Annotated in this window: 28 protein-coding genes and 1 pseudogene; 15 read left to right on the top strand and 14 right to left on the bottom strand. The window is 67.8% G+C overall.

Features of this window, described 5'->3' with window-relative positions:
* The first annotated feature begins 12 nt into the window (after positions 1 to 12).
* Entirely contained in the window at positions 13 to 771 is a 759-nt protein-coding gene (locus tag ACMVY4_RS06265; RefSeq protein WP_416899320.1) for an MATE family efflux transporter, read from the top strand.
* On the top strand, positions 684 to 1,361 hold the full coding sequence (locus ACMVY4_RS06260) for an MATE family efflux transporter (protein WP_416899319.1): 678 nt from the start codon (positions 684 to 686) through the stop codon (positions 1,359 to 1,361). Before ACMVY4_RS06265 ends, ACMVY4_RS06260 begins: the two co-directional genes overlap by 88 nt.
* A 6-nt stretch (positions 1,362 to 1,367) precedes the next feature.
* On the opposite strand, the gene ACMVY4_RS06255 is transcribed toward ACMVY4_RS06260, so the two are convergent.
* From ACMVY4_RS06255 to ACMVY4_RS06235, 5 genes are all read right to left on the bottom strand, one after another.
* Entirely contained in the window at positions 1,368 to 2,375 is a 1,008-nt protein-coding gene (locus ACMVY4_RS06255) for a DMT family transporter (protein ID WP_416899318.1), read from the bottom strand.
* A 115-nt stretch (positions 2,376 to 2,490) separates the two neighbouring features.
* Positions 2,491 to 3,345, bottom strand: a complete 855-nt coding sequence (locus ACMVY4_RS06250; RefSeq protein ID WP_416899317.1) for a pirin family protein — start codon at positions 3,343 to 3,345, stop codon at positions 2,491 to 2,493.
* 89 nt (positions 3,346 to 3,434) lie between these two features.
* The gene (locus tag ACMVY4_RS06245) at positions 3,435 to 4,493 is read right to left on the bottom strand and encodes a UDP-N-acetylglucosamine 4,6-dehydratase family protein (RefSeq protein ID WP_416899316.1); all 1,059 of its coding nucleotides are present in this window, start codon (positions 4,491 to 4,493) and stop codon (positions 3,435 to 3,437) included.
* A 999-nt stretch (positions 4,494 to 5,492) separates the two neighbouring features.
* On the bottom strand, positions 5,493 to 5,909 hold the full coding sequence (locus tag ACMVY4_RS06240; protein ID WP_416899315.1) for a phasin family protein: 417 nt from the start codon (positions 5,907 to 5,909) through the stop codon (positions 5,493 to 5,495).
* Positions 5,910 to 6,082: 173 nt separating this feature from the next.
* Positions 6,083 to 6,499, bottom strand: a complete 417-nt coding sequence (locus ACMVY4_RS06235; RefSeq protein WP_416899314.1) for a phasin family protein — start codon at positions 6,497 to 6,499, stop codon at positions 6,083 to 6,085.
* Positions 6,500 to 6,737: 238 nt separating this feature from the next.
* On the opposite strand from ACMVY4_RS06235, the gene ACMVY4_RS06230 reads away from it, so the two are divergent.
* The 5 genes from ACMVY4_RS06230 to ACMVY4_RS06210 are packed head-to-tail and all read left to right on the top strand — an operon-like array spanning position 6,738 to position 10,705.
* Positions 6,738 to 7,544, top strand: coding sequence for an enoyl-CoA hydratase-related protein (locus ACMVY4_RS06230; RefSeq protein WP_416899313.1), 807 nt, complete (start codon positions 6,738 to 6,740; stop codon positions 7,542 to 7,544).
* Positions 7,545 to 7,553: 9 nt separating this feature from the next.
* Positions 7,554 to 8,345: an enoyl-CoA hydratase-related protein gene (locus tag ACMVY4_RS06225; protein WP_416899312.1), complete on the top strand. Its 792-nt coding sequence runs from the start codon at positions 7,554 to 7,556 to the stop codon at positions 8,343 to 8,345.
* Between the two features lie 2 nt (positions 8,346 to 8,347).
* On the top strand, positions 8,348 to 8,800 hold the full coding sequence (gene paaI, locus ACMVY4_RS06220; RefSeq protein ID WP_416899311.1) for a hydroxyphenylacetyl-CoA thioesterase PaaI: 453 nt from the start codon (positions 8,348 to 8,350) through the stop codon (positions 8,798 to 8,800).
* Positions 8,801 to 8,810: 10 nt separating this feature from the next.
* Positions 8,811 to 10,115, top strand: coding sequence for a phenylacetate--CoA ligase PaaK (paaK, locus tag ACMVY4_RS06215; protein WP_416899310.1), 1,305 nt, complete (start codon positions 8,811 to 8,813; stop codon positions 10,113 to 10,115).
* A gap of 20 nt (positions 10,116 to 10,135) precedes the next feature.
* Positions 10,136 to 10,705 carry a hypothetical protein gene (locus ACMVY4_RS06210; RefSeq protein ID WP_416899309.1) on the top strand — a complete coding sequence of 190 codons (570 nt, stop codon included), beginning with the start codon at positions 10,136 to 10,138 and terminating at the stop codon, positions 10,703 to 10,705.
* A gap of 1 nt (position 10,706) precedes the next feature.
* On the opposite strand, the gene ACMVY4_RS06205 is transcribed toward ACMVY4_RS06210, so the two are convergent.
* Together ACMVY4_RS06205 and ACMVY4_RS06200 are read right to left on the bottom strand one after the other, a co-directional pair.
* Positions 10,707 to 11,351 (bottom strand): hypothetical protein, encoded by a 645-nt coding sequence (locus tag ACMVY4_RS06205; protein ID WP_416899308.1) that lies wholly within the window; start codon positions 11,349 to 11,351, stop codon positions 10,707 to 10,709.
* The gene (locus tag ACMVY4_RS06200; protein ID WP_416899307.1) at positions 11,348 to 11,812 is read right to left on the bottom strand and encodes a MaoC family dehydratase; all 465 of its coding nucleotides are present in this window, start codon (positions 11,810 to 11,812) and stop codon (positions 11,348 to 11,350) included. The genes ACMVY4_RS06205 and ACMVY4_RS06200 overlap by 4 nt, the downstream gene beginning before the upstream one ends.
* A 69-nt stretch (positions 11,813 to 11,881) precedes the next feature.
* On the opposite strand from ACMVY4_RS06200, the gene ACMVY4_RS06195 reads away from it, so the two are divergent.
* Positions 11,882 to 12,919: an alpha/beta hydrolase gene (locus ACMVY4_RS06195; RefSeq protein WP_416899306.1), complete on the top strand. Its 1,038-nt coding sequence runs from the start codon at positions 11,882 to 11,884 to the stop codon at positions 12,917 to 12,919.
* Here ACMVY4_RS06195 and ACMVY4_RS06190 read toward each other — a convergent pair.
* Positions 12,912 to 13,406 carry a GNAT family N-acetyltransferase gene (locus tag ACMVY4_RS06190; RefSeq protein ID WP_416899305.1) on the bottom strand — a complete coding sequence of 165 codons (495 nt, stop codon included), beginning with the start codon at positions 13,404 to 13,406 and terminating at the stop codon, positions 12,912 to 12,914. The genes ACMVY4_RS06195 and ACMVY4_RS06190 overlap by 8 nt on opposite strands.
* Before the next feature lie 229 nt (positions 13,407 to 13,635).
* Here ACMVY4_RS06190 and ACMVY4_RS06185 point away from each other — a divergent pair, with 229 nt between their 5' ends.
* Positions 13,636 to 14,247 (top strand): flavin reductase family protein, encoded by a 612-nt coding sequence (locus ACMVY4_RS06185; RefSeq protein ID WP_416899304.1) that lies wholly within the window; start codon positions 13,636 to 13,638, stop codon positions 14,245 to 14,247.
* A complete protein-coding gene (locus tag ACMVY4_RS06180; protein ID WP_416899303.1) occupies positions 14,244 to 14,531 on the top strand; it encodes a DUF1971 domain-containing protein in 288 nt (95 codons plus the stop codon). The genes ACMVY4_RS06185 and ACMVY4_RS06180 overlap by 4 nt, the downstream gene beginning before the upstream one ends.
* Here ACMVY4_RS06180 and ACMVY4_RS06175 read toward each other — a convergent pair.
* Genes ACMVY4_RS06175 through ACMVY4_RS06165 form a run of 3 tightly spaced genes read right to left on the bottom strand, consistent with a single transcriptional unit; the run spans position 14,518 to position 16,638 of the window.
* Positions 14,518 to 15,387, bottom strand: a complete 870-nt coding sequence (locus ACMVY4_RS06175) for a GNAT family N-acetyltransferase (RefSeq protein WP_416899302.1) — start codon at positions 15,385 to 15,387, stop codon at positions 14,518 to 14,520. The two genes, ACMVY4_RS06180 and ACMVY4_RS06175, sit on opposite strands and share 14 nt — an antisense overlap.
* The gene (locus tag ACMVY4_RS06170) at positions 15,384 to 15,815 is read right to left on the bottom strand and encodes a hypothetical protein (RefSeq protein WP_416899301.1); all 432 of its coding nucleotides are present in this window, start codon (positions 15,813 to 15,815) and stop codon (positions 15,384 to 15,386) included. Before ACMVY4_RS06170 ends, ACMVY4_RS06175 begins: the two co-directional genes overlap by 4 nt.
* A 58-nt stretch (positions 15,816 to 15,873) precedes the next feature.
* A complete protein-coding gene (locus ACMVY4_RS06165; protein ID WP_416899300.1) occupies positions 15,874 to 16,638 on the bottom strand; it encodes a polysaccharide deacetylase family protein in 765 nt (254 codons plus the stop codon).
* A 30-nt stretch (positions 16,639 to 16,668) separates the two neighbouring features.
* On the opposite strand from ACMVY4_RS06165, the gene ACMVY4_RS06160 reads away from it, so the two are divergent.
* Positions 16,669 to 17,097, top strand: coding sequence for an acyl-CoA thioesterase (locus ACMVY4_RS06160; RefSeq protein ID WP_416899299.1), 429 nt, complete (start codon positions 16,669 to 16,671; stop codon positions 17,095 to 17,097).
* A 10-nt stretch (positions 17,098 to 17,107) separates the two neighbouring features.
* Here ACMVY4_RS06160 and ACMVY4_RS06155 read toward each other — a convergent pair whose 3' ends face one another.
* Positions 17,108 to 17,563: a VOC family protein gene (locus tag ACMVY4_RS06155; protein ID WP_416899298.1), complete on the bottom strand. Its 456-nt coding sequence runs from the start codon at positions 17,561 to 17,563 to the stop codon at positions 17,108 to 17,110.
* A gap of 171 nt (positions 17,564 to 17,734) precedes the next feature.
* Here ACMVY4_RS06155 and ACMVY4_RS06150 point away from each other — a divergent pair, with 171 nt between their 5' ends.
* Complete coding sequence (locus ACMVY4_RS06150) at positions 17,735 to 20,935, top strand: calcium-binding protein (RefSeq protein ID WP_416899297.1); 3,201 nt, start codon at positions 17,735 to 17,737, stop codon at positions 20,933 to 20,935.
* A 12-nt stretch (positions 20,936 to 20,947) separates the two neighbouring features.
* On the opposite strand, the pseudogene ACMVY4_RS06145 reads toward ACMVY4_RS06150, so the two are convergent.
* Positions 20,948 to 22,109: pseudogene (locus tag ACMVY4_RS06145) on the bottom strand (benzoate/H(+) symporter BenE family transporter).
* Between the two features lie 141 nt (positions 22,110 to 22,250).
* On the bottom strand, positions 22,251 to 23,501 hold the full coding sequence (locus ACMVY4_RS06140) for an LLM class flavin-dependent oxidoreductase (protein ID WP_416899296.1): 1,251 nt from the start codon (positions 23,499 to 23,501) through the stop codon (positions 22,251 to 22,253).
* Positions 23,502 to 23,647: 146 nt separating this feature from the next.
* On the opposite strand from ACMVY4_RS06140, the gene ACMVY4_RS06135 reads away from it, so the two are divergent.
* The 3 genes from ACMVY4_RS06135 to ACMVY4_RS06125 all read left to right on the top strand — a co-directional run bounded on the left by ACMVY4_RS06135 (position 23,648) and on the right by ACMVY4_RS06125 (position 26,619).
* Positions 23,648 to 24,466, top strand: a complete 819-nt coding sequence (locus ACMVY4_RS06135; RefSeq protein WP_416899295.1) for an SDR family NAD(P)-dependent oxidoreductase — start codon at positions 23,648 to 23,650, stop codon at positions 24,464 to 24,466.
* A gap of 90 nt (positions 24,467 to 24,556) precedes the next feature.
* A complete protein-coding gene (locus ACMVY4_RS06130; RefSeq protein ID WP_416899294.1) occupies positions 24,557 to 25,831 on the top strand; it encodes an MFS transporter in 1,275 nt (424 codons plus the stop codon).
* A 26-nt stretch (positions 25,832 to 25,857) separates the two neighbouring features.
* A complete protein-coding gene (locus tag ACMVY4_RS06125; RefSeq protein ID WP_416899293.1) occupies positions 25,858 to 26,619 on the top strand; it encodes an N-acyl homoserine lactonase family protein in 762 nt (253 codons plus the stop codon).
* Positions 26,620 to 26,621: the final 2 nt, after the last annotated feature.

Raw genomic sequence — 26,621 nt, 5'->3', positions numbered from 1 at the left:
GAGTATCCACAGATGACACGAGCCCAGATCCGCCGTCAGGCCATTCTTTCCGGTCCCATCTGGCCGGTGCTGGCGCGCATGGCCGCGCCCGGCATCGCCGCCATGATGATCATGTCGATGATGAGCATCGTGGAAACGTGGTTTCTCGGCAGGATCGGCACCGGCGCACTGGCGTCGGTGGCGCTGGTCTTTCCGGTGTTCATGCTGACCAACATGCTCTCGGCCGGTTCGGTCGGCGGCGTCATCAGCGGCGCCACTGCGAACATGACCGGCGCGGGCGACGAAGGCGGCGCCGAAGCCGTGTTGCGAACCGGCACATTGATGGCAAGCGTCTGCGGTCTGGCCATGGCCGGCTTCTTCTGGCTCGCGGGCCCGTCCTTCTACCGCCTGCTCGGCGGCGAGGATGCGGTGCTGGAAGGCGCGCTCACCTATTCGTCCATCCTGATGATCGCGATCCCGCTGATGTGGCAGTTCAACATGCTGGCCGGCGTGTTGCGCGGGTCCGGCGACATGTCTACGCCTGCCGTGATCCAGGGTCTGGTGACCCTCGGCCATTTCGGCTTCTGCTGGCTGTTCATCCAGCGACTGGACCTTGGGATCGCCGGTGCGGGCTACGCCGTCCTCGCCGCCTTTCGGCCGGCCTCGGTCTGTTGCTGGCGGTGTTCCTGTCCCGCCGCAGCGCCGTGGCCTTCCGGCGCGGACCGGTTCCGGCGGCGCTGCTCAAGCCGCTCAGCCGCCTCGCCTTCCTTGCCGGGTTCCAGGCGGTGCTGACCGTGGTCACCGTCATGCTGATCACCGGCATGGTCGGCCGGCTCGGTCCGGTCTGGCTGGCCGGCTACGGTGTCGGCGCGCGGCTGGAGTTCCTGATGATCCCGATCATCTTCGGCATCGGCGCGGCGCTGATCGCGATGGTCGGGGCCAACCGCGGCGCCGGACAGCGAGAGCGTGCGGCGGCGATCGCCTGGCGTGGCACCCTGCTCGCCACGGTCATCGTCGGCGGGATCGGCGCGCTGTCGGCCGCCTTCCCGAGCGCCTGGGCCAGCATCTACAGCGACGACCCCGAGGTCATCGCCGCCTGCGCCGTCTACATGCAGCGCGTCGCCCCCTTCTACGCCTTCTTCGCGCTGGGTCTGGCGCTCTACTTCGCCAGCCAGGCGATGCAGACGCTGACGGTACCGGTAATCGGTTCGCTGCTGCGCTTCGCGATCATCGCCGGCGGCGGACTGACGCTGTCGGCCTTCGACCTGGCGACGCCGGCATCGGTGTTCTCGCTGGTGGCGCTGGGCATGGCGGCCTACGGAATCTGGGTCGCCGCCGGCCTGCGGTTCGTGTCCTGGCGGCCCGGCCTGCAGCCGGCCTGAGGCAAGTCAGAAGGGACGCGAGGCCGCCGCTTCGGGGTCGTCAGTCGGCGCCAGCGCGGCGCGCTTCCGACGCCGCCATCCGAGCCATTCATCCATCAGCCCGACGCCCAGCACGAGGCCGACGGTCACCGACGCCAGCCCGGCGAACTGGTAGAGCGTCGGGATCTCGCCGAGGATCGGCGCACCCATAAGGATGGTGAAGCCTGGCACGAGCGACGGAAAGACCGCGGCGCGGGCGGGACCGATCTTGGACACAGTCACCACGAACATGAGCGTCGCAAGGAACCCGTTCATCACGCCCTGCCCCAGCAGCTGGATGCCGATCTCGCCCCAGCCCATCTGCATCAGCGCGCCGTAGTCGGAGAAGGCGATGTGAAAGGGGATCAGGCCCAGGGACCCGAGAACCACCGTGACCGCCGTGCCCCGCAGCGGATCGATCTGCCAGACCCGGAGCAAGAGCGTGAAGACGGCCCAGCAAGCCGGCGCGCCGACGATCAACAGGTCGCCCAGAAGCACGTCGGTGTTGAAGGTGGCGAGGAAGGAGAGACCTGCAACCATCACCACGCCGGACAGGATCAGGACGAGTCCGATCAGCCGCAGCCGGCTCAGCCGCTCGCCGATGAAGATCACCGCCAGCAGGGTGGTGATCAACGTCAGCGACGACGGCGCGATGACGCCGCCATGGGAGATCGGCGTCAGGTTGAGGCCGAAGCTCATGAACAGCGCAAAGGGCGGTCCGGCGAAGATCGTCAGCACCAGCCCCCGGCCCCACCCGATTCCGCCGAGATCGCGGATGCCGACGCGGAGCAGCACCGGCAGCATGATCAGCCCGGCCGGCCAGTAGCGGGCCGCGGCCATGTCGATGGGCGCGAAGCCGCTGGTGACACCATGGCGGACCAGGATCATGTAGGCCGACCAGATCAGCGCCGTCGTCAGGCCCAGCGCGACGCCGATCCCGAGGGCGGCAGTATCGGTCGTTGCGTGGGCGGACGGACGGGACGGCTGGGACGACATCGGCAACCTCTTGGCGGACGGGATCTCGCCCCACCATGTTGCGCCGCACACAGAACGGGCAAGTCAAACCCGCCCGCGCCTGACGCAGGGCGGCCATGCCCGGCCGCCCCGCCGCTCAGAACTTGCCGGACTGGTAGTCCTGGAAAGCCTGCATGATCTCCTCCTTCGTGTTCATCACGAAGGGGCCGTAGCGCGCCACCGGCTCACCGATGGGCTCGCCCGCGATCAGCAGGAAGCGCGCATTCTCGCCGGCCAGCGCCGCCGCCTCGACCTGGCCGCCCTCGGTCAGCAGGGCCATGTCGCCGTTTCCGGCAACGGTCTCGCCGATCTTCAGGCTGCCGCCGAAGACATAGATGAAGGCGTTGTGGCCCTGCGGCACCGGCTGGCTGAAGACCTCGCCTGCGGGCAGGGTCACGTCCAGATAGAGCGGCTTCACGGCGATGTCGCTGACCGCGCCCTTGACGCCATCGGCCTCGCCGGCAACCACGCGGATCTTCGTACCGTTCTCGCGCGTCACCTCGGGAATGTCGGAGGGATCGATGTCCTGATAGCGCGGCGCGGTCATCTTCGATCCGGACGGCAGGTTGACCCAGAGCTGGAAGCCCCACATCAGCCCGTCTTCCTGTTCCGGCATCTCGGAATGGACGATGCCGCGTCCTGCGGTCATCCACTGCGCACCGCCGGGCAGCAGCAGGCCGGAATTGCCCTGATTGTCGCGGTGGCGCATTCGGCCGGCCAGCATGTAGGTCACTGTCTCGAAGCCGCGGTGCGGATGGTCCGGAAAGCCCGCGATGTAGTCGCCGGCCTTGTCGGAGCAGAACTCGTCGAGCAGCAGGAAGGGGTCGAACAGCTGCAACCGCGGTCCGCCAAGGCTGCGCTTCAGCTTCACGCCGGCGCCGTCCTGCGCGTCCACGCCAGGCACCACGCCCATCACCTGCCGTATGCCGGTCTCTGTCATCGTGTCTGTCATTGTCTTCTGCTCCTGACTTCTGTTGGGCAGGATGTGATCGGCGCGCCCTTCCGGATCAATCGGCGCTGGGGAAACGCATTGTTTCCCGGTCAGCGCTGCGCCGCGGCCTCGCTTTCCAGCCTGTCGAGCTGGCGGTCGTATTCCGGCACCAGATCGCGCAGCAGCGTCAGTGTCCGGTCTGTCCGCCGCGCCTGCGCATGGCCGCCGAGCTCGTCCAGCGCGCGGGCCAGGATCGCGTGGTCTGCCGCCCGCGGCGAAGCCAGCAGGACCCCGTCGATCTCGGTCTCGCTCAGCTGCTCGGAGCTGTGCAGCAGTTCCTCGTAGAGCTTCTCGCCCGGCCGCAGCCCGGTGAACTCGATCTTCACGTCGCGGTCGGGCGTCAGTCCGGCAAGGCGGATCATCATCCGCGCGAGGTCCTGGATGCGGACCGGTTCGCCCATGTCCAGCACGTGGATGCGGCCGGCCTGCTCGTTGCCGTCGCTGTGCGCCGCCGCCTCGAGAACCAGTTCGACGGCCTCGCGGATGGTCATGAAGTAGCGGGTGATCTCGGGGTGGGTCACCGTCAGCGGGCCGCCCTCGGCGAGCTGGCGCTGGAACAGCGGCACCACCGATCCGGTCGAGCCGAGCACGTTGCCGAAGCGGACCGTGACGAAATTCGTCCGGTCCTGCGCCACGTCGAGGGACTGCGCATAGGCCTCGGCAAGCCGCTTGGTCGCGCCCATCACATTGGCCGGGTTCACCGCCTTGTCGGTCGAGATCAGCACCATGACCTTCACGCCGTGCGCGATGCAGGCGTCGGCGACGCGGCGCGTGCCGATCACGTTGGTCAGCACCGTCTCGTCGGGATTGCCTTCCGACAGCGGCACATGCTTCAGCGCGGCCGCATGGAAGACCAGATCCGGCCGGAACCCCGACATGATGTCGTCGATGCGGACGGGATCGCGCACGTCAGCCAGATAGAGCCGGCGCTCAAGCCCCGGGAAGCGTTCGTCCATCTCCCGGTCGATGGAATAGAGGGCGAATTCGGACAACTCGGCGAGCGCGATTTCCGCCGGGGCCAGCGCCGCGATCTGGCGCACCAGTTCGCTGCCGATCGATCCGCCCGCGCCCGTGACCAGCACCCGGCGCCCGGCCACCAGCGCTTCCATGGCGCTGCGGTCGAGCGATTTCTGCGCCGGCCGAGCAGGTCCTCGACCCGGACTTCTCGCACCTCGACCCGGTCGGAAACGCCGGCCTCCAGCGCGCCGATGTCCGGCAACCGGCTGATCGGGATGGCCAGATCCTCCATCTGCGCCAGCAGTTCGCGCAGCAGTTCGGGATCGAGATTCCGCTTGGTGACGATGACCCGCTGGGGCCGACGCCCGCGACGCGTCAGCCGATCGATGACATCGCCGATGTCGCCCAGCGCACCCACAACGGTGCGGCCGCGGATGGACCGGCCGACCTGCCCGCCAGTGTCGTCGATGATGCCGACCGGCTCGTAGGAGGCATGACCGCGGTCGACTTCGCGCAGGAACAACTCGGCGCCGCGCCCAGCGCCCACCAGCAGCACGGGCACGCCGCCCATCGGCTTCAGGCGACCGGTGAAGGTCCCGACGCCGCCTTCCGCCAGCATGCGGGTGAGCAGGCGCGGCCCGGCCAGCAGCGCGACCAGCAGCGTGAAATTGATGAAGGGCACCGTCCGGGGCACATCCTCCAGCCGGTTGAAGGCGAACAGGACGGGGAAGAAAACCAGCACCACCATGCCGGCGGCGCGGAAGATGCTGGCCAGATCTCGGGTCGAGACATAGCGCCAGACGCCGCGATGCAGCCCGGAAAGCCAGACAGCGCCCAGGCCGATCACGAAAAGGGCCGAGCAGGCTTCCAGCCAGAAATGCGAGGTCTTCTCGTAGCCGACGACGCCATAACGGAGCAGCAACGCGCCAACGAAGGCCACCGGCGCCATTGCCGCGTCATAGATCAGCGCGCCGGCCGTCTTCCATGTGGAGCGTCGTTTCTGCAAGTCGCCTGTCCTGCGCGGTTCCTGCGCTTTCGAACGATTCACACTGGTTAGCACGGATGCTCGCGGCGGAACAGAAATCCACCGACGACGAAAAAGGGGCGCCCCCGGGGGACGCCCCTTCTCGTGTTCGGGATATCGACGGGATTCAGCTTTTGCCGAACTGGTTCTTCATCTCGTCGACGCTCTCCATCATGCGCTTCTGGAGAATGTCCATGATCTCGGTCTGCGACTTAGTCGCCATCTCGGAGAGCTCACGGATGTTCAGCTGAGCCTTCTCCATCGCCGCACGGGCGGCTTCGATCTGCGACTGGACGTCGACCTGGCCCTTGCTCTCGGCAGCGACGCGGATCGCAGCCTGGGCTTCCTCGACGGAATTCTGGGCGATCTGCACCTGGCGCTCGAACAGCGCGCGCATGCCGTCCAGAGCGATCTGGTTGGCGGCGGTCATGGCTTCGACGTTCTTCTTCTGCATCTGAACGAAGGCGTCCATGTCGAAGGCCGGCAGCTTCATGTCCTTCAGTGCATTGGAGAAATCGGCAAACGGATTGGCAGGCGTGGGCATTTCTCGCTCCTCTCGAGTGGCGGTTGCAGCGCAGCGCGCTTTCTACGGCACCGCAGCATTACGCTCGTTATGGGGGCGTAACGTTATCGCGTCAAGATTTTTTTGTGCGATGCAGCAATAAAGAAAAGGCCCGCCGTTTGACCGGCGGGCCCCTCCGTGGCGATGTCGCCGGATCAGTTCAGCTTGAACTGACCCTTGACCTCTTCCATGCCGTCCAGCATGCGCTTGTTGAGGACGTCGAAGACCTCGTTCTGCGACTTGGCGGCCATCTCGGACAGCTCGCGGATGTGGGCCGCGGCCTTCTCCATGGCGTCCTTCGCAGCAGCGGTCTGCTCCTCGACGTCAACCTTGGCGCTACCTTCGGCCAGCGCCTTGATGGCGATCTGGGCTTCCTCGACGGAATTCTGGGCGATCTGCACCTGGCGCTCGAAGACGGCGCGCAGGCCGTCCATGGCCAGCTGGTTGGCGGCGGTCATGGCCTCGAAGTTCTTCTTCTGGAAGGCGGTGACGGCCTCGAAGTCGAACATCGGCATCTTCATGTCGCCGAAGGCCTTGGTGAAATCGGCAAAGGGGTTTTCAATCTTGGTCATCGTTCTGATCTCCGGTCGGTTGGTGGCGTCCGGAGACCTGCCTTGTTCAGGCGGCCCGGAGCCTCAAAATCTTGCTGCAATGCAGCATGGCCCTGTTATGGCGATGGCATGGCCCGGCGTCAAGGAATTTTTTGTGCAGTGCACAAAAAGACATTCCGGACCCGTAATCCCGGGAGATCGGCGGCAGGGGATTTATCCCGCCCCGCGTTTGTATCATAAGAGACGGGGGGAGGCGCTCATGACCGAACAGGAACCGCTGATCAGGGAAGACCGCGACGGCGTCGCGTGGCTGACCATGAACCGGCCCCATGCGCTGAACGCGCTGGACCGGACGCTGGTGCAGGCGATGCACGGCGCTTTTCTGGACGTCGAGCGCGACCCGGGGGTCCGCGCCGTCGTGCTGACCGGCGCCGGCCGCGCCTTCAACGCCGGCGCCGACATGTCGCTGCTCAACCGTCTGGCCGAGTCCGGCGAGGCGCCGGGCGACGAGGTGGCCGACGCCATGGAGTACGAATTCAACCCGATGATGCGGGCGATGTACGCGGTCTCCAAGCCGATGATCGCCGCGGTCAACGGACCGGCCGCCGGCGGCGGCGCCTCGATCGCGCTGAGCTGCGACATCGTCCTCGCCGCCCGCTCGGCCTATTTCCAGCTCACCTTCGGACCGAACCTCGGCATCGTGCCGGACATTGGCGGGTCCTGGCTGTTCGCGCGGGCCGGCAGCCGCGCCCGCGGCCTGGGCATGGCGCTGACCGCCGACAGGCTGTCGGCGCCCGACGCGGCGGCGGCGGGTCTGATCTGGCGCTGCACGCCCGACGACCTGTTGACCGAGACCGCCGGCAGGATGGCGTCGAAGCTGGCGAAGGGCCCGACCCGCGCCTACCAGATGATCAAGGAAGCGATGCGGCTGCAAGCCGGATCCAGCCTGTACGAACAACTCGCCCTGGAAGCGCGCCTGCAACGCGAGGCCGGCAAGACCGCCGACTTCGCCGAAGGCGTGGCGGCCTTTCTGGAAGGACGGCCCGCGGCCTTCAGGGGACGATAGGAGAAAGACATGGACTTCGATCACATCACCTTCGGGATCGCCGACGGCATCGCCCGCATCACCCTGAACCGGCCCGACCGGCTGAACGCCTTTGCGCCGGGCATGCCGCTGGAGATCAAGGCCGCGGTCGAGATGGCCGACAGGGATCCGAAAGCGCGGGTCATCGCCATCACCGGCGCCGGGCGCGGATTCTGCGCGGGCGCGGACCTGACGGCCGGCACCGCCGCCCAGCCGGACGAGGAGCGCGACGCCGGCAAGCTGCTGGAGACCCAGTACAACCCGATGATCCTGACCATGCGGTCCTGCGAGAAGCCGATCGTGGCGCTGGTCAACGGCCCCTGCGCCGGCGCGGGCATGAGTCTCGCGCTCGCCTGCGACATCATCATCGCCGGCGAGTCCGCCGTCTTCCTGCAGGCCTTCTGCAACATCGGCCTTGTCCCCGACGCCGGCAGCACCTGGTACCTGCCGCGCCAGGTCGGCCGCGCGCGGGCGATGGGCATGGCGCTGCTGGGCGAGAAGATCACCGCCCGCGAGGCGGAGGACTGGGGCATGGTCTGGAAAACCGTCGATGACGATGCACTGGAAGCCGAAGGCGGCAAGGTGCTGGCCAGGCTGGCCGCCGGCCCGACCCGCGGTCTCGGCCTGATCCGGCGGGCCATGCACAACGCACAGAGCCAGACCCTGGCGCAGCAGCTGGACACCGAGCGCGACAGCCAGCGCGTTGCCGGTTCGACGCGCGACTTCGCCGAGGGCGTCCAGGCCTTTCTGGAGAAGCGGCCCGCGAAGTTCACCGGCCGCTGACCATGACGCAGACCCCGGACGAGATTGCCGGCGCGGTAGCGCGCGCGCTCTACGCCAACGACCGTGCCGCCCGCTCGCTGGGGATCCATGTCGTCGAGGTCGGCGCGGGGCGTTCGGTGCTGCGCATGGCGGTGAGAACGCAGATGACCAATGGCTACGACATCGGCCATGGCGGCATCACCTTCACCCTGGCCGACACGGCGATGGCCTATGCCAGCGGCTCCTTCAACCGCACCGCGGTTGCCTCGATGGCGCAGATCAGCTTCCTGAAGCCGACCTATGCCGGCGACATCCTGACCGCGACCGCCGAGGAGACGGCAGCGGCCGGGCGCACCGGCGTCTACGATATCGACGTCCGGAACCAGAAGGGCGAGCAGGTCGCGGTCTTCCGCGGCCAGACCCAGACCATCAAGGGCAAGGTCATCGAGGACCTGCCCGTGACCCGAGAGAGGTGAGAGCCGCCGCATGACCGACCCGCGCGCGAACCCGGAGCCGATCGAGACCGCCAGCCGCGACGAGCTCTCGGCGTTGCAGCTCGAACGCATGAAGTGGTCGCTCGCCCACGCCTTCGAGAACGTGCCGCACTACCGCAAGGCCTTCGAGGCGCGGGGCGTGCATCCGGACGATCTGAAGGATCTCTCCGATCTGGCGAAGTTCCCCTTCACGGTGAAGACCGACCTCCGCGACAACTACCCCTTCGGCATGTTCGCGGTACCGCGCGAGAAGGTGGTCCGCATCCACGCCTCGTCGGGCACAACGGGCAAGCCGACCGTGGTCGGCTACACGGAGAAGGACATCGACACCTGGTCGACGGTGATGGCCCGCTCGATCCGGGCCGCTGGCGGCCGGCCGGGCGACATCGTCCATGTCTCCTATGGCTATGGCCTTTTCACCGGCGGTCTCGGCGCGCATTACGGCGCCGAACGGCTGGGCTGTTCGGTGGTGCCCTTCGGCGGCGGCCAGACCGAGCGGCAGGTGCAGCTGATCCGGGATTTCGGCGCCCGGATCATCATGGTCACGCCCAGCTACATGTTCGCCATCGCCGACGAGATGAAGCGTCAGGGCATGTCGGTCGCCGACAACCCACTGGAGATCGGCATCTTCGGCGCCGAACCATGGACGGAGAAGATGCGGGAGGAGATCGAGGCCGCCACCGGCCTGGACGCGGTCGACATCTTCGGCATGTCGGAGATCATCGGCCCGGGCGTCGCCCAGGAGTGCATCGAGACCAAGGACGGGCTGCACATCTGGGAGGATCATTTCTATCCCGAGATCATCGACCCGGACACGGGCGAGGTGCTGCCGGACGGCGAATTCGGCGAACTTGTGATCACCTCGCTGACCAAGGAAGCGCTGCCCATGGTGCGCTACCGCACGCGGGACCTGACGCGGCTTAAGCCCGGCACGGCGCGCAGCCACCGCCGGATCGAGAAGATCACCGGCCGCTCCGACGACATGCTGATCATCCGCGGCGTGAACCTGTTTCCCACACAGATCGAGGAACTGCTGCTGCAGGACGGCCGCCTGAGCCCGCACTACCAGTTGCAGGTCGACCGGCCCGGCGCGATGGACGAGCTGACCGTGCGGGTCGAGCCGAAGACCGAGACGGCCGGCGACACCGCCGCCGTCGAGGCCGCCGGGCGCGACCTGCGGGAGCGGATCAAGACGATGTGCGGCGTCACGGCGAAGATCGAGATGAACGAGGTCGGCGGCGTCGCGCGGAGCCAGGGCAAGGCCCAGCGCATCGTCGACAACCGTCCCAAGGGATGAGCCAGCGCGGTCTGCCAGGAATGGCCGCGGGCCTGGGTGGCGCGCTGATGCTGGCGAAGCGGGACCCGGGCGGGGCCGGCCTGCTCGACGGCTCGCCAGAAGGCTTCTGGTTCAGCTTCCGCGCCGCCATCCTGCTGGCTCCGTTCTACGGCATCCTGATCTGGGTCGCGCGCTATTCGTCCGTGCCGGAAGCGGACCTGACGGCGGTCTTCTGGATCGAGGCCGTCTCCTATGTCGGCGCCTGGATGTTCTGGCCAGTTCTGGCTTTCGAACTGGGCCGGGTGATGAACCAGGGCCACGACATCCGTCTCTACATCGTCGCCTGCAACTGGTCCGAGGTCTGGATCATGCTGCTCCGGCTGCCGGTCGTCGCGCTGGGCGCGGCCGGCATGCTGGGGGGCGGGATTCTCGGCCTCTTCAGCTTCGCCGTGCTCGTCTTCGTGCTCTATTACCGCTACTTCATCGCGCGGACGACGCTGCCGGCGCAGCCGCCCGTCGCGGTCGGTTTCGCGATCGCCGACATGCTGGCCGGGCTGCTCTGGCGGGCAGGCACCGACATGGCCATCGCGCCCTATCTGACGGCTGTCTGACTCAGACCTTGTCGAGGCGGCGGACGATGCCCTCGACCCCGCCGGTGGCCGCGTAGATGTCGGGCTGCTCGACTTCCATTCGGGCGAAGTAGCGCGACAGCGGCTCCGCCGAATTGCGCATGAGGCCGCGAAGGTTCTCCCGGTCGAACAGCAGCGCGCAGCCCTGGACCAGGGCCCGCTCCAGAGGCACCTCCTCGCCGGTCGCGCTCTCGATCCAGCCCGCCAGCACGCCGGCCACCTCGACTTCGGCGACGCTCATCGCCTCCAGCCCGACCACCGCGCGGTCGGCGCCTTCGGCCCGGGTCTCGAGGCGCTGCCGCTCCATGCGGATGCCGGCGCGCGCCGCCTGTCCGGTCGCTCTCTGGACCAGCAGGTTCACCTCGCCCAGCCAGTCGGCATGTTCGGGGTAGGCCTGCTTGCAGTCCTGGGTGACGCGGTTGAGAAAGCTGTACCAGAAGACGCCCTTGCGAAGATCCTGATCGACCAGCGCCCAGTGACGGTGGTCGACGCCCTGAACGCCGGTCAGCGTGCCGTCGGCGTGCAGCACCGGCTTGTCGAAGGCCGCCGGCGGCAGCTCCTCCGGCTCCAGCGTGCCGCAGGCTGCGAGCAGGGCCGCAAACAGGGCGATGGCGAGCGGCCGCCTCACGATGCGGCGGCTCCGGCCCGGGTCTGCAGGATGTGCAGGCATTCCAGCGTCATGATCACGTCGCCGTCCTGATTGAAGGTGTCGTGGCGCATGCGCACCGTACCCCGGTCAGGCCGCGAGGCCGAGGGCACGAGATCGATCACCTCGCATTCAACATGGATCGTGTCGCCCGGACGCAACGGTTTGCGCCAGCGCAGACCGTCGATCCCTGCGCCGCCCACGGCAGCCGGCTGTACCAGCTGCAGCTTGAAGAACAGCGCGAAGCTGAGATTGAGGGTCTGGAAGCCGCTGCCGATCAGGCCGCCGAAATGGCTTTCGTCCGCCGCCGCGACATTGGTGTGGAACAGCTGCGTATCGTATTCGCGCGCGAACCGGAGGATCTGGCCCTCCGTCACCGTGACCGAGTCGGTCACGTAGCGGTCGCCCAGCGCGTAGTCGTCGAAATACGTTGTCGCCCGCATCATCTGCTCATGGGTACCGCCGCGGCGGTCATGCTATAGGTCATGAGCAAACAGTCAAAGGGGGTGGAGATGGACGCGAAAGCCGCATTCGAACTGCAGCATTGCCTGATGAGCGAGGCGCAGGTGCTGCCGATGCTGGAGGGCCGCCGCGAGACCGATGGCGGCCGCGTCATGGATCCCAAGGCCCAGGTCGTGGCGGAGTTCTCGCGCTCGGTGCGCGTGCCGGGTTACTTCCCGCCGCTGCCCGAACTGCGCCAGCAGCTGACCACGCTGGTGAGCCTGCTCGACGAGCCGGCGCCGGAACTGGCGAAGATCGGCGATATCAGGATCCCCGGCGGCGGAGACCGGCAGATCGGCGCGCGCGTCTACAAGCCGGCCGAGACCGACGGCAAGCTGCCGGTGCTCTGCTTCTTCCATGGCGGCGGCTGGGTGCAGGGCGATCTGGAGAGCCATCACGGCCTCTGCGCCCGCCTGGCGCTCTGGTCGGGGGCGATGGTCGTCGCCATCGATTACGGCCTGGCGCCCGAGAACAAGTTCCCGAAGGGCGTCGAGGACTGCCTGTCCGCCTACCGCTGGCTACGCCGCGTCGCCAACGAGATCGGCGGCGATCCGGATCGCGTTGCAGTGGGCGGGGATTCCGCCGGCGGCAACCTGTCGATCGTCGTCAGCCAGATGACCGCGGGCGCGGGCGAGAAGGCTCCGGACTTCCAGCTGCTGATCTATCCGGCGACCGATTTCTCCACGGACACCCGCTCCCACAAGACCTTTGTCGAAGGCGCGATCATCCCCCGCGACCGCATCGAATGGTACCAGGAGCAGTATCTGAACGGCGACGCCGACAAGGCCGATCTGCGCGCCTCGCCCGCCCGGACCGCCGACCTGACGGGTCAGCCGCCCGCGCTGTTCCTGACCGCCGGATTCGATCCGCTGCGCGACGAGGCGAAGGACTATGCCGACCGGCTGGCGGAGGCCGGCGTCGGCGTGACCTTCCACGAGTACACAGGCCAGATCCACGGCTTCATGATGATGGCGAAGGCGATCCCGGAGGGTCTGGAGGCCACCCGCGAGGCCGCCGACTACATGCGGCGGCGCTGGGACCTCAACTGACCGTCGCCAGCGCCGGCGAGACCAGCCCCGTCGCTTCGCGGCCCGCATCGGTCAGCGGCTTCATCTGCACCCGGTGATCGGGCTCGCCCTCGATCACCAGCGACTGGCCGCTGGCCGGGGTGAAGCCGTATTGCAGGTAGAGCTTGGGATCGCCGATCAGCACCACCAGATCGGTGCCCGCATCCTCGACCAGCTGCAGGCTGCGATTCACCAGCCCGCGCGCGGCGCCCCGCCCCCGATAGGCCGGCGCAACGGCCAGTGGGCCGAGCAGCTGCGCGTCCACGCCATCGACATGGCAGGGCCAGTACTGGATGGCGCCGACCAGCAGGTCTCCATCCCAGGCGGCCATGCCGAAGCGCTCGTCCTCGGGCACGTCGTCACGGAAGCGGTAGGCGATCTTCGAATGCCGGTCGGGACCGAAGGAAACGTCGAGCAGGGCGGTTAACGCCGACCGGGCGGCGTCGTCGAGCATGGTGTAGGCAAACATGGATCGGGTCTTTCGGATCGAATCAGACGACGGGACGCACGCGGGCGCTGCACGGGATGTCCCTGTGTCCCGGCAGGCTCAACGGCCTCGTCGTCGTGCGGATGCGATCCTTGTCATGCAGCCGATTTAACCCCGCGGCACCGCGCCGCCAAGCAAAAAGTCCCGCCGCGATTGATCGGCCCCTGCCTGCGGCCTACCTTTCAGCCGTCCATTTTCCGGGGAGAAACCGATGTTCTACCGCGCCGACGAGCACCACGGCATGAAGCACAATCCCTTCAAGGCGCTGGTCTCGCCCAGGCCGATCGGATGGATTTCCACCCGCAGCGCCGACGGTCTCATCAACCTCGCGCCCTTCAGCTACTTCAACGCGGTGACGGACTTCCCGCCGACGGTCGTCTTCGGCTGCAACGGCACAAAGCCCGCCGGCGGCGGCAAGGACACGGCAGACCATGTCCGCGAGACCGGCGAATTCGTCGTCAACATGTGCACCTATGAGCTGAAGGATCAGATGAACGCCTCCTCGGCGCACCTGCCCCGGGATCAGGACGAATTCGCGGCCGCCGGCCTGACGGCTGCCGACTGCGAACTGGTCAAGGCGCCGCGGGTCAAGGAGGCGCCGGCGAACCTGGAATGCCGGCTGGTGCAGATCGTCCAGCTGCGTTCGAACAATCCGAAGGTGACCAACAATCTGGTCATCGGCGAGGTGGTCGGCGTCCACATCGACGAGAGCATCGTCAAGGACGGCATGATCGACATGACCGTCTACCACCCGCTCGCCCGGCTGGGGTACATGGACTACACCTATGTCGAGAAGGTGTTTGCGATGGACCGGCCCGATTGAAGCCATCGACGGATCTGAAACCCTATCGCGAGACGCCGGTCTTCGACCGCGGGAACGTGCCGGCGGCGCTGCTGTCGGATCATTCGATCAAGGCCGGCACCTGGGGCCGACTGGAAGTCCTCGACGGAGAGGTCCGCTATGCCGAGGCCGGCTTTCCCGGCCGCGACGTCGCCGTCCGGGCGGGCGGCAGCCTCATGATCCCGCCGACGGCCCCGCACCGGGTCAGCCTGTCGGAGGACGCGCGGTTCAGGGTCGTGTTCCTGAAACCCGTCAGCCCAGCTTGAGATCGATCAGCAGGGTTTCCGTGTATAGGTGATCGACGCGCCAGTCCGGCAAGGCCGGATCGGCGCGGCGCACCATGCGGCGGTACTGCAGCGGCTCCTTGCGGCCGCCGACGGCGTTTCCGTTGAAGAAGCGCTCGTCCGCCAGCAGGCGCGCCCGCGGATCGTCGCCCAGGATGCGCGGCGCGGCGGCGTCGATCATCGCAGCCAGCTTCGCCGGATCCCCGGTGTAGATCAGGTCGTGGCAAAAGCCCTTGTCGCCCCGGTCCTGCCGGAGGAAGAAGCTCAGCACATCGCCCGCCGGCCCGGACAGCAGCACCGGAAAGGCCTTCATGTCCCGGTGATCGTGCAGATAGCGGCGTTCCTCCTCGGAGACGCGCGGCGCGATCCGGTCGGGGTCCTCGATCACCTCGATGTCGCCGGGCACGCCGTCCGCCTGCCAGACGTAGCGGTTCAGATCGAGGTCCCGGAAACCGCACTGTTCGAGGATGGCATGCACCCGCTTCGACGGATCGAAGACCGTGTAGGTGATGTCGGGGCGCGCCTCGTAGGTCTGCATCATCCGCAGACCGAGATTCTCGCCCCGCCAGTCCCGGTGGATATAGAGCGAGGTGAAGCTGCCGAAGACGCGCGGGCCGTCGGGCAGGAACCGCGTGGAGTACACGTTGCCGTGGAAGCCGACGATCTGGCCGTCCGCCTCCACGACCATGCCCACATGGGGCTTCTCTCCGGCCCAGCCGTAGTCCATCAGCCGCCGGAAGGTCTCGGGCGGCACCTTGCGGTTCATGTGCTGGTGCAGCAGGTCGGCGACCTGATCGATGTCGGCGTCCGTGCCGGGCCTGAATAGCGCGTCCTTCAAGCGCCCCGGTTCCGGCAGTCGGTCTGTTGTTCGCGGACCCACGGGTTGTCGAGCACGCCGGTGCCGTCGGCGATGATGCGGTCGTTGATGCCGATGGCGAGTTCGCGCTGCCGTTCGCTGACATTCCTGAACGTCTTGCCGAAGGCCTCCTGACGGGTCTCGTCGCCAGCGTTCACACGCAGCTTGACCGCCCGGTCGGACAGGATTTCGGCGCTGTTGCGGAACTCCGGCGCGCGTTCCACTTCCGCTTCCCGCGCATTCACCGAGGTCGTCAGGTTGGCAGCGACGGCGCCGTTGAAGGCCGCGCATTCCTCCAGCGTGTTCAGGCGCGCGCGATCCGAATCGAGCAGGCCGCCGATGGTGCGGACCGCCGACGATTCGCAGGCGGTCAGCGCGGCAAGCGCAGCCAGCAGAACGGGAACTCTCATGACATCACCTTGCAAAGATCCACTACAGGTCCGGCGGCAACCTATCGCCGCCCCGGGCTCATGAACAGGCCTCCAGCCCGGCGCGGTCGAGCCAGCGTCCGGCAGGGTGGGCGTTGACGGTCTCGATCACCGCCTCGATGGCGTGCCAGGCCGGCTCGTCGTTGATCCAGACATGGGTCAGCAGCCCGGTCGGCTCGTCCTCCACCAGACCGGCGCGGCGGGCCTGAAGATGCTCGACCAGCCGGTTCGACGTCTTCTCGGCGCCGATGAAGCTGCGGTCGCGCTTCCAGGAGATGATGTCGCAATGGCCGTTGATCTGACGCAGTCCCGGCACGGGCTCGGGGGCCGGCCGCGGCGCGAAGGTCGACAGGATCTCGAAGCCAATCTCCGGCAGGTCCGGATAGAGCCCGGCATCGATGCGGTTCCAGGGCGGTCCCAGCATGGGCTGGAAGCGCGGACCGAACAGCTCCTGCATCCGCGCCCAGCCGGTCCGCAACTCGTCCAGGATCTCGTCGCGGCCGCGGTGCAGGCCCAGTTCCCACTTTCCCTTCACATCGGCCGGCGAGTGGTCCCGATGGGCGTAGCCGTGCTGGAACGGCACCGCCGTCGGACAGTCGATCATCGGCTCGGAGAGCGCATCCACCGCGCGGGCCGGGACTACGGCAATGAAGACGGGCGCGCCCGTTCTCGCCGACAGGTCCAGCATGCGCATCACGGGGGCGTCCGGCGCCTCGGCATCGTCGTCGCGCCACCAGAAGTTGGCGGCGCGTCCGTCCGCTTCCCAGCGGTCCAGTTCGCGCCTCAGGCCATCGAGTTCTTTCATCCCGCCCCGCAATTGTTCAATCTCCCGGCCATGAGCGATGACCGGCCGGACCCGACCAACCCCGAGATCTATACGCACTGGGCGGACGACACGATCCGTTTCGGCGATATGGACGCCACGGGCCACGTGAACAATGTGGCCTTTGCGCGCTATGTCGAGGGTGGCCGCGTGCCCTTCATGCGCTCCGGCATCGTGCCGGCCTATGACGAGCGCCAGCGCTTCGTGGTCGGCAACCTGTCGATCCGCTTCCGCGCCCAGGCCTTCTACCCCGGCACCGTGCAGATCGGCACGGGCGTCGCCGCGCTGGGCCGCACATCGATCACGCTCGGCCACGGTGTCTTTTCCGACGGTGTCTGCCTGGCCACCGCCGAATCGGTCGTCGTCTACATCGTCGACAACCGCGCCGCGCCGCTGGGCGACGAGATGCGGGCGCGGCTGGAGGCGGTCCTGATGCGCTGACGCGCGCGGCCTAGCTGTAGTCGCCGCCGCTGTCGATCTTGCCGAGGCCCTCCTTCAGCACACCCTGTCCGGGAACATGATTGACCTCGAAGCGGAGTCCGTCCGGATCCTCGAACAGCACGTAGTAGTAGCCCGGCGCCCATGCCCCCTCCATCGGGCCGCGGACGATGGCGCCGCCGGCTTCCTTGACCAGTTCGGCCGTGCGGTCGATGTCCTCGCGGCTTCGCGCCCTGAGGCAGAAGTGATGCAGGCCGACGCGGGTCTGGTCGAAGGTCTCGCCCGCATGTTCCGGCGCGGCGCGGTTCAGCCCGATCGCCGTCCGCGCGCCGACGTGGTAGCAGAACTCGTCCCCGTCGAAGACCAGCTTCATGCCCATTTCCGGCAGCAGCTTCTTGTAGAACGCGGTCGCCTCCGCCCACTTGTTCACGGTCACCACCAGATGCGCCATGCCGTTGATGTCGATCATCGGCCCCTCCCCTATGCCGGCGTGGCATCTGAATGCCACAATTGCTTGCTCTAACAAGAACAAATACATCGAAAACGTGTAGTCATTAGTCTAGCTTATTGTGCGAGGCGGTGTGCAAGCGCGCAGAATGCGCGTTGCGAATGCGCGGCGCGGGCGTGACAAGGGACCCCGATGTCCGACCGGATCACAGACGGCCAGCAGGATGTCATTGCCGGCCTGACGGCGACGGATGCGTTGCTGCGGGGCGCTGACGAGTCCGATACGCTCCGCGGCGGCGATGGCAGTGACACGCTGTCCGGCGCCGACGGCGCGGATTCGCTTCTGGGCCAGGGCGGCGATGACCTGATCTTCGGCGGTCTGAGCGACGACGTGCTCCGCGGCGGGGAGGGTGACGATTTCCTCGCCGGCGGGTCCGGCGACGACCGGCTGCGCGGCGATCTGGGCGACGACACCCTCTTCGGCGGTTTCGGCGACGACCAGCTGACCGACAGCGGCGGCAACGATGCCCTCTTCGGCGAGGCCGGCGATGACGTCATCCGTCCGGGCGCCGGCAGCGACAGTGCCTATGGCGGCGACGGCCGCGACCGCATTTCCGGTGGCGACGAGAATGACTTCCTCTATGGCGGGCTGGGCGACGACTTCGTGCAAGGCGAGGACGGCGACGACTGGATCCGCGGCGGCGGCGGCGCGGACGCCCTGAACGGCGATGACGGCGACGACACGGTCTTCGGCGACGAGGGCGGCGACAGCCTGCAGGGTGGCGGGGGCGGCGATGCGCTCTTCGGTGGCGCGGACGCCGACCTGCTGCTGGGCGAGGCCGACGCCGACCGCCTCGAAGGCGGCGACGGGGACGACACGCTGCTGGGCGGCGGCGGCGCGGACGCCATCCTTGGCGGCGACGGCGACGACGTGGCCGAAGGGGGCGATGACGGCGACACGCTGGTCGGCGGCGACGGCGACGACCGCCTGAGCGGTCAGGCCGGCGCCGACACCATCGATGGCGGCCATGGCGCGGATAGCCTGTTCGGCGGCGGCGGCGATGACGCCATGGACGGCGGGCTGGGCGACGACACGCTGCAGGGCGGAGAGGGTGACGACATCCTCGACACCGGCGGCGCCGGCCGGAACCTGGCCGAAGGCGGCGGCGGAAACGACACCCTGCTCAGCGGCCGCGGCTTCGACACGCTGCATGGCGATGCCGGCAACGATTCCATCGACGGCGGATCGGGCCGAGACGTGATCTTCGGCGGGACGGGCAACGACCTTCTGATCGGCAGCAGCGAACGCTGGCCGATCAATGACGACGACCTGATCTTCGGCGGCGACGGCGACGATACGCTGATCGGCGGCGACGAGGACGACACGATGAACGGCGGCGCAGGCCGGGACGTGTTCGTCCTGACCGACAATTACGGCGCGAACGTCATTCAGGACTTCACCATCGGCGAGGATCTGATCGACGTCAGCGCGCTGGCCGGCTTCGCCGACATCGGCATCAGCAACACCGAGGACGGCGCCCTGCTCAGCGTCGGCAGCAAGAAGACCCTGCTGAGCGGCGTCGATGCCGCGCTGCTGGACGACAGCATCTTTGTCTATGCGCAGAACCACCCCGGCAGCGAAGCGGTCGCTCACGGGGGCGACGGCAACGACCTGATCGAGGGCGGCGACGCAGCCGAACTGCTTTCGGGACTGGGCGGCGATGACACGATCATGGCCGGGGCCGGCGACGACATCGTCAAGGGCGGGGACGGCCGCAAACTTCTCGATGGCGGCGCGGGCGACGACCGGCTGCTCGGCGGCGACAGCTTCGACACGCTGATCGGTGGCGGCGGTTCGGATACGCTGAACGGTGGGCGGTTCCCGGACACGTTCGTGATTCCGGCGGACGGCGAACCGGTTGTCATCGAGGATTTCGTCGAATGGTCCGACCGCATCCTCTTCGCAGGCGACATCGGCGACGGCGCGCGCGTCGAGATCCTGCTCGACCTTACCGTCAGCGCAGACGCGACGGTTCTGCTGGACGGCCACCACGTCGCCACACTGCCCGACTACGGCCGCGAATGGCTGAACAGCGGCAACTTCCCAGATCTGGAACTGGAACCCCATCAGCAGTTGACCGGCGCGGACGGCAATGACGGTTTCGTCGGCGGGACCGGCCGGGACACGCTCGCCGGCGGCGGCGGTCACGATACCCTCGAAGGCGCAACCGGCGATGACAGCCTGACCGGTGACGCCGGCTCGGACTGGCTGGACGGCGGCGCGGGCAGTGATCGCCTGTTCGGCGGAGACGGCAGCGACCGGCTGTTCGGCGGCGTCCACGGTCTGCCTGAGGCTGGCGACAACTATCTGGACGGCGGTGCGGGCGACGACGGACTCCATGGCGGCGACGGGGTCGACTCCCTGATCGGCGGTGCAGGCAACGACACGCTCGACGGCGGGTCCGGCGCAGACGATCTGACCGGCGGCGCCGGCGCGGACCTGTTCGTGATCGACACTGTCGAGCGCGGCCCGGACCTGATCACCGACTTCCGCATCGGCGAGGACCTGATCGATCTGGGCGGTCTCGCGACCGCGTTCAGCGACCTGCAGATCACCGCGGACCTCGGCGACACATTCATCGCTCTTGGCGGTGAAGAGGTGGTCCGCCTGATGGGCGTCGATGGCGGCGACGTCACCGCGGAGATGTTCGTCGATCTGATCGACGATTCTCCAGCCGTTTCGGGCACCGACGGCGACGACCTGCTTGAAGGTGGCGCAGACAACGAAAGCCTGTTCGGCGGTCCGGGCGACGATACCCTGTCGGGTGGCGGCGGCTTCGATACACTGTCCGGCGGCGCGGGTTTCGACATTGCGGACTATTCCGGTCAGGACTCGTCGGCGATCCACAACCGCATCGACCTGTCGGACGGCGATGTCCGGACAGAGTTGCAGGGGAACCTTTTCATCACCGACGAACTGTCCGGCATCGAGGGCGTGACCGGCAGCCGGAACGACGACCACATCCTTGGCGACGACGGCGCCAACCGGCTGTTCGGCGGCAGCGGCGGCATGGATCAGATCTTCGGCGGCGCGGGCGACGACACGCTGGGCGGCGACGGTTTCGACACGCGCCTGACCGGCGGCGAGGGCGCGGATGTCTTTGTCGCCAGCCGTCAGTTCGAGACCACCATCGATGTGCGCGACTTCGAGGACGGGACCGACCGCATCGACCTGTCGGAACTTCACGGCGCAGCCTTCGACCGGCTGTCCTTCATCCAGTCGGGCAGCCGCGTGGACATCCTGCTGAACGATCCGGATTTCGGTGCAACGCGGGTTGTGCGTGTCCGGGAGGCTACCCCGGATCAGTTTACGGAAGACGACTTCATCTTCTGACGCGGCCGCGCCCTACCCCTTCCGCCATTTCGTCAGCGCCAGCATCGCGCCGCCGGCCAGCAGGCCCCAGAAGGCGCCGCTGATGCCGAAGAAGGCGAGACCCGAGGCCGTCACCAGGAAGGTGATCACCGCCGCCTCCCGGCTGCCCTCTTCCGTCACCGCGCCGACCACCGCGCCGCCGAAGGCGCCGAGCAGGGCGAGACCCGCCACGGCCTCGATCAGCACCGGCGGGGCCGCGCCGATGAAGGCCGTGGCCCAGCCCGCGATGAAGGCGAACAGCACGTAGAACGCGCCCGAGGCGATGCCGGCCCAGTAGCGGCGCTTCGGATCCGGATGCGCGTCGGGTCCGGCGCAGAGCGCCGCCGTGATCGCGGCGAGGTTCACCGCGTGCGCCCCGAACGGCGCGCCGGCCAGCGTGAACAGGCCCGTCCCGGTGAACAGCGGTCCGGGCTCCGGGCGGTAGCCGTTCACGTTCAGCACGGCGATGCCCGGGATGTTCTGCGACGCCATGGTCACCAGGAAGAGCGGCAGCGCCAGGCCCACCGCCTCCAGCGAGAAGACCGGCGTCACCCAGACCGGCATCGGCGCAATCGGCCCGAGCTCGGCCATGGTCACTTCGGTCTGCAGGCCGATCAGCACGATGGTCACGACCACGGCGGCCGGCACCGCGAACAGCCGGTTGAAGCGGGCCACGAGCACCCAGACCAAGAAAATGGCGATGCCGGCGGCGGGCTGCTCGGCGACGGCGCGGACGGGGGCGAGGCAGAGCCCGAACAGCACGCCGGCCAGCATGGCGTTGGCCAGCGGCGAAGGAATCGCCTGCACCGCGCCGGCCGAAGGGTCTGATCAGGCCGGCCAGCACGATCAGCACGCCGGAGATGATGAAGGCCGCGACAGCCTCGGGGAAGCCGCCGTCCAGCGCCGCCGAGGTCGCCAGCAGCGCCCCGCCCGGCGTCGACCAGGCCACCGAGACCGGCATCTTCAGCCAGGCGCTGAACAGCAGGCCCGACAGCCCCATGGCCAGCGACAGCGCCATCAGACCCGACGCGGCCTCGGCTGTGTTCGCGCCGACGGCCGTCAGACCGGCGATGATGACCGCGAAGGAGCTGGCGAAACCGACCACGGCCGCCAGCAGCCCGGCGCCCACAGCCTGGGCGGAGATGTCACGGAGCATGAGGGGGGCGCCTCCACGCTGTCATGCCCGCTTCATGCGGGCATCCGGTCAATCGAAGAACTCGCGGCGAAGCCGCACCGGACCCCGGCTCGGTGCCTGTCCCCGACTTGCTCGGGGAGCCGGGGTGACAGTCCGGGTGGTTCAGTCGTCCCCGCTGCCTTCCTTCGCCGCCTTCTTCAGGTCCGGCTCGTGGTGGGAGCCGAGCGGCGTGTTGGGGCCTGACGACTGCTTCAGCGCCTCGGCGGCGCGGGGGTTCTGGTGGATCTTGGCCAGGATGGCCTGCCCGGCGCGCTCGAAGCTCTCGCGGTGCTCGACGACGTAGTTCCGGCTCTCGCGGTAGGCGTCCAGCATGCCGTTCAGTTCCGGCACCACGTAGCGGGCGACCAGGTCCCAGCTCTTGCGGGTGTTGGCGCGGCTGGCCCAGTCATGCACGAAGCCGATGGCGACGCCGAAACCGCCGGTCAGTTCGATCAGGTCGCGCAGGCGCTGCACCAGATCGTCGGGCGTGCCGATCACCGCGGTCGCGCCGTCGGCGAAGGCTGTGAGTTCGACCGCCTCGTCCCGGTCCTTGAAGGCCTCGACGCCGGGCCGCATCAGGGTGCCGACATTGTATTCGTTGTGCCAGCGCAGCAGGCCGTCGCGGCTCTCCTCGATAGCCTTCTCGCGGGTCTCGGCGATGTGCCACATCAGCACGATGCGCCAGTTCTTCCGGTCGACGACGTTGCCGTGCTTCTCGGCCGATTCCTCGGCGAAGCTCCACTGGGTCGAGAGGTTCTGCAGGCCGGCCGTCGACATGGAGCCGATGGAGAGCACGCCGGTGCCGTACTTGCCGGCCAGCGTCATGCCCGACGGGCTGATCATCGAGGCGACGGCGAAGGGCATCTCCTCCTGCAGCGGGCGGAGCTGCAGCTTGGCGTCGCGGACGGTGAACCAGTCGCTCTCGTGGGTGACGCGCTCCTCGCCGCGCAGCAGCTTCTGGATGACGCCGATGGCCTCGTCCTGCCGGTCGCGCTGGGTCATCGGATCGATGCCCATCAGGAAGGCGTCGGACGGCAGCGCGCCGGGACCCGAGCCGAAGATGGCGCGGCCGCCGGTCATGTGGTCGAGCTGCACCATGCGCTGGGCGACGATGAAGGGGTGGTGATAGGGCAGCGAGACGACGCCGGTGCCCAGCCTGATGCGGTGGCTGCGCTGGCCGGCCGCGGCCAGGAACATCTCCGGCGAGGCGATCACCTCCCAGCCCGTGGAGTGGTGCTCGCCGCACCAGAATTCCTCGTAGCCCAGCTTGTCCAGCAGCTCGACCAGTTCCAGGTCGGCCTGGAACTGCAGCATCGGATGTTCGCCGATGGGATGGTGGGGCGCCAGGAACGCGCCGAACTTCAGACCTGCCATGATGACCTCCCGGACCTCTTTCGCGGAAACCTAGCGCGGCGGGGCTGTCTTGGCGACGCCGAACGACATGCGCCGGCGCAGTTGCCGCTGCTCCCGGGGCTGCGTACATTCCGGCCATCTTTGTTCACTCGGGGAGGAGAAGACGCATGGGCATGCTGGACGGCAAGGTGGCGCTGGTCACCGGCGCAGGACGCGGCATCGGGCGCGAGATCGCGCTGCAGCTGGCGGGGCACGGGGCGAAGGTGGTCGTGAACGATCTCGACGCCGAACCCGCCGACGAGGTGGTGGCCGAGATCAAGGCCGCCGGAGGCGAGGCGCTGGCCTGCCCGGGCAGCGTCTCCGAGAAGGCTTTCGCAGAGAAGTTCGTGAAGACGGCGGTCGATGCCTGGGGCAACCTGCACATCATCGTCAACAATGCCGGCTACACGTGGGATGCGGTCATCCAGAAGATGTCCGAGGACCAGTTCGACGCCATGATCGACGTCCACCTGAAGGCGCCGTGGCGCATCCTGCAGGCGGCGTCCGAGATCATCCGCATCAAGTCGAAGGAAGAGCAGGAGAAGGGCGGCGTCAACGTCCGCAAGGTGGTGAACATCTCGTCGATCTCCGGCACGCGCGGCAATGCCGGCCAGACCAACTATTCCGCCGGCAAGGCGGGCGTGGTCGGCTTGACCAAGACGCTGGCCAAGGAATGGGGCCGCTATCAGGTCAACGTCAACGCGGTCGCCTTCGGCTTCATCGAGACCCGCCTGACCGAGGGCACCGACGAGAAGAAGACCATCTCCGTCGAGGGCAACGAGGTTCAGATCGGCATCCCGAAGCAGAACGTCGAGATCGCCAAGCGGATGATCCCGATGGGCCGCCCGGGCACCCCGAAGGAAGCCGCCGGCGCCGTGGTCATGCTCTGCCTGCCGCTCAGCGACTATGTCAGCGGCCAGATGCTGGAAGTCACCGGCGGCAACTAGCGCACGCCCGCATGGCCGTCCCGCACGGGACGGCCTTTCCCTCCGCGCCCGCCTGCTCCACCATGACGGGGTCATGGGGAGGACATCAGGATGAGCGAGGCGCGCCCGGACCGGGGCGACAGCGGCTATGGCTGGATCATGGTCGCGGTCGCCTTCGGCATGCAGGCGCTCGCCTTCGGCGGCATCGGCTCGGTCGGCGTCTTCCTCAAGCCGCTGGCCGCCGATTTCGGCTGGTCGCGGGGCGAGGTGTCCGCCGGCTATACCGCCGTGGCGCTGTCGGCGGCGGCCTTCGGCATCTTCTGGGGCTGGCTTGCCGACCGCCGCGGGGGCCGGCACATCGCGCTGTTCGGCGTGATCATGATGGGCCTCAGCTACTTCGCGCTGACCTTCACCGAGAACCTTCTCTACTACTACCTGATGCATTTCGCCTTCGGCGCGCTGGGCAACAGCGCCGTCGGCACACCGCTTTTCGCCACTGTCGGATTCTGGTTCACGCGCAACCAGGGCCTCGCCATCGGGCTGATGGCCGCCGGCGGCGCCTTCGGGCAGGCGCTGTTCCCGTTCCTGGCCCGGACCCTGATCGACATCTGGGACTGGCAGACGGCCTATGCGGCCATCGGCATCACCTTCCTTGCGCTGGGCGTGCCACTGGCGCTGCTGGTGCGCGATCCGCCGTCGCGCGTCAGGACCAAGGGGATGCCGCCGCCGGTCACCCATGGCGAGCCCCCGCCGCCGGTACCCCCGCGCGTCAGCCTGCCCTTCCTGTCGGCGGCGGCCTATTTCTGCTGCATCTGCATGTCCGTGCCGATCGTCCATGTGGTGGCGCTGACCAGCGACCGCGGCATCGATCCGACGCTGGCCTCCACCGTGCTGTCGGTGCTGATGATCGCCGGCATCAGCGGCCGCATCCTGGGTGGCAAGTTGGCCGATATGGTCGGCGCGGTGCCCGGCTGGATGATCGCGTCGGCCGGACAGACGACGCTGGTGCTGCTGTTCCCGTTCACCGAGAACATCTGGGCGACCTATGTGCTGGCCGCCGTTTTCGGCGTCTTCTATTCCGCCGACATGTCGTCGATCCTGGTCGCCGGGCGGATGCTGATGCCCGCCCGCATCGCGGCGCAGGCGCTGGGCGTCGTGGTCTTCTTCGGCTGGCTCGGCATGGGCACCGGCGCCTGGCTCGGCGGCGCGCTCTACGACCTGACCGGCAGCTATGTCTGGTCCTACGCGGCCGCGGCGCTGGGCGGCGTGGTCAATCTGATCATCCTGTCCGCGTTCTGGCTCAGGCTGCGCGGAAAGCGCGTGGAACTGCCCCGTCTCGACGACGATCCGGGCGGGCTGGCCAGCCCCGGCATGATGCAGCCATGATCGGATGAACACTGGGGAGGAATGAGATGGGCATCGAAATCCAGGCCATGACCTGCGGCTGGCTCACGATGAGCGCGAAGCTGATGATCGAGGGCGGCGAAGGCAAGCTGACCGTGCCGATCCCGAGCTATCTGATCCGGCATCCGAAGGGCAACGTGCTGTTCGATACCGGGCTCAACAAGCAGGTCCAGACCGACCCGGTCGGCCGGCTCGGCGACCTGACCAAGTATTACGGCATCGACTTCCACCCCGGTCAGGACGTCAAGGCGCAGCTGGAGAAGCTGGGCGTCGAGCCGAAGGACATCACCTATCTGGTCAACAGCCACCTGCACTTCGATCACTGCGGCGGCAACGACCAGATCGACTGCTGCCCGATGGTGGTGCAGAAGGCCGAATGGGCGGCGGCGACCGACCCGGACATGGCCGCGAAGATCGGCTTCGAGGCCAAGGACTTCGACCACGGCCACGACCGGATCATCGCCGATGGCGAACACGACCTGTTCGGCGACGGTGGCGTCGTCTGCATCCCGACGCCGGGCCACACGCCGGGGCACCAGTCCCTCAGGGTGAAGCTGGATTCGGGCGAGATCGTGCTGACCGGCGACGCCTGCTATCTCCGCCAGACGCTGGCCGAGATGAAGCTGCCGCGGATCCTGTTCAACGCCGAACAGATGCTGGAAAGCCTGCGCAAGCTGAAGGCGCTGCAGGACCGGGGCGCCCGAATCTTCTACGGCCACGATCCCGAATTCTGGAAGACCGTCCCCCAGGCGCCGGAAGCGATCCGGTAGGG

The organism is Minwuia sp., assembly GCF_048007105.1.
Classification (GTDB): domain Bacteria; phylum Pseudomonadota; class Alphaproteobacteria; order Minwuiales; family Minwuiaceae; genus Minwuia.
Note: the sequence above shows the minus strand (reverse complement) of the source record. Positions and strands in the feature narration are given on the sequence as shown.

What these genes read in the sequence shown, in the direction of transcription:
- ACMVY4_RS06265 (WP_416899320.1), top strand. Translation starts at nt 13, where the DNA reads ATGACACGAGCCCAGATCCGCCGTCAGGCCATTCTTTCCGGTCCCATC.
- ACMVY4_RS06255 (WP_416899318.1), bottom strand. Translation starts at nt 2,375, where the DNA reads ATGTCGTCCCAGCCGTCCCGTCCGTCCGCCCACGCAACGACCGATACT.
- ACMVY4_RS06250 (WP_416899317.1), bottom strand. Translation starts at nt 3,345, where the DNA reads ATGACAGACACGATGACAGAGACCGGCATACGGCAGGTGATGGGCGTG.
- ACMVY4_RS06245 (WP_416899316.1), bottom strand. Translation starts at nt 4,493, where the DNA reads ATGGAAGCGCTGGTGGCCGGGCGCCGGGTGCTGGTCACGGGCGCGGGC.
- ACMVY4_RS06240 (WP_416899315.1), bottom strand. Translation starts at nt 5,909, where the DNA reads ATGCCCACGCCTGCCAATCCGTTTGCCGATTTCTCCAATGCACTGAAG.
- ACMVY4_RS06235 (WP_416899314.1), bottom strand. Translation starts at nt 6,499, where the DNA reads ATGACCAAGATTGAAAACCCCTTTGCCGATTTCACCAAGGCCTTCGGC.
- ACMVY4_RS06230 (WP_416899313.1), top strand. Translation starts at nt 6,738, where the DNA reads ATGACCGAACAGGAACCGCTGATCAGGGAAGACCGCGACGGCGTCGCG.
- ACMVY4_RS06225 (WP_416899312.1), top strand. Translation starts at nt 7,554, where the DNA reads ATGGACTTCGATCACATCACCTTCGGGATCGCCGACGGCATCGCCCGC.
- paaI (WP_416899311.1), top strand. Translation starts at nt 8,348, where the DNA reads ATGACGCAGACCCCGGACGAGATTGCCGGCGCGGTAGCGCGCGCGCTC.
- paaK (WP_416899310.1), top strand. Translation starts at nt 8,811, where the DNA reads ATGACCGACCCGCGCGCGAACCCGGAGCCGATCGAGACCGCCAGCCGC.
- ACMVY4_RS06210 (WP_416899309.1), top strand. Translation starts at nt 10,136, where the DNA reads ATGGCCGCGGGCCTGGGTGGCGCGCTGATGCTGGCGAAGCGGGACCCG.
- ACMVY4_RS06200 (WP_416899307.1), bottom strand. Translation starts at nt 11,812, where the DNA reads ATGCGGGCGACAACGTATTTCGACGACTACGCGCTGGGCGACCGCTAC.
- ACMVY4_RS06195 (WP_416899306.1), top strand. Translation starts at nt 11,882, where the DNA reads ATGGACGCGAAAGCCGCATTCGAACTGCAGCATTGCCTGATGAGCGAG.
- ACMVY4_RS06190 (WP_416899305.1), bottom strand. Translation starts at nt 13,406, where the DNA reads ATGTTTGCCTACACCATGCTCGACGACGCCGCCCGGTCGGCGTTAACC.
- ACMVY4_RS06185 (WP_416899304.1), top strand. Translation starts at nt 13,636, where the DNA reads ATGTTCTACCGCGCCGACGAGCACCACGGCATGAAGCACAATCCCTTC.
- ACMVY4_RS06170 (WP_416899301.1), bottom strand. Translation starts at nt 15,815, where the DNA reads ATGAGAGTTCCCGTTCTGCTGGCTGCGCTTGCCGCGCTGACCGCCTGC.
- ACMVY4_RS06165 (WP_416899300.1), bottom strand. Translation starts at nt 16,638, where the DNA reads ATGAAAGAACTCGATGGCCTGAGGCGCGAACTGGACCGCTGGGAAGCG.
- ACMVY4_RS06160 (WP_416899299.1), top strand. Translation starts at nt 16,669, where the DNA reads ATGAGCGATGACCGGCCGGACCCGACCAACCCCGAGATCTATACGCAC.
- ACMVY4_RS06155 (WP_416899298.1), bottom strand. Translation starts at nt 17,563, where the DNA reads ATGATCGACATCAACGGCATGGCGCATCTGGTGGTGACCGTGAACAAG.
- ACMVY4_RS06150 (WP_416899297.1), top strand. Translation starts at nt 17,735, where the DNA reads ATGTCCGACCGGATCACAGACGGCCAGCAGGATGTCATTGCCGGCCTG.
- ACMVY4_RS06140 (WP_416899296.1), bottom strand. Translation starts at nt 23,501, where the DNA reads ATGGCAGGTCTGAAGTTCGGCGCGTTCCTGGCGCCCCACCATCCCATC.
- ACMVY4_RS06135 (WP_416899295.1), top strand. Translation starts at nt 23,648, where the DNA reads ATGGGCATGCTGGACGGCAAGGTGGCGCTGGTCACCGGCGCAGGACGC.
- ACMVY4_RS06130 (WP_416899294.1), top strand. Translation starts at nt 24,557, where the DNA reads ATGAGCGAGGCGCGCCCGGACCGGGGCGACAGCGGCTATGGCTGGATC.
- ACMVY4_RS06125 (WP_416899293.1), top strand. Translation starts at nt 25,858, where the DNA reads ATGGGCATCGAAATCCAGGCCATGACCTGCGGCTGGCTCACGATGAGC.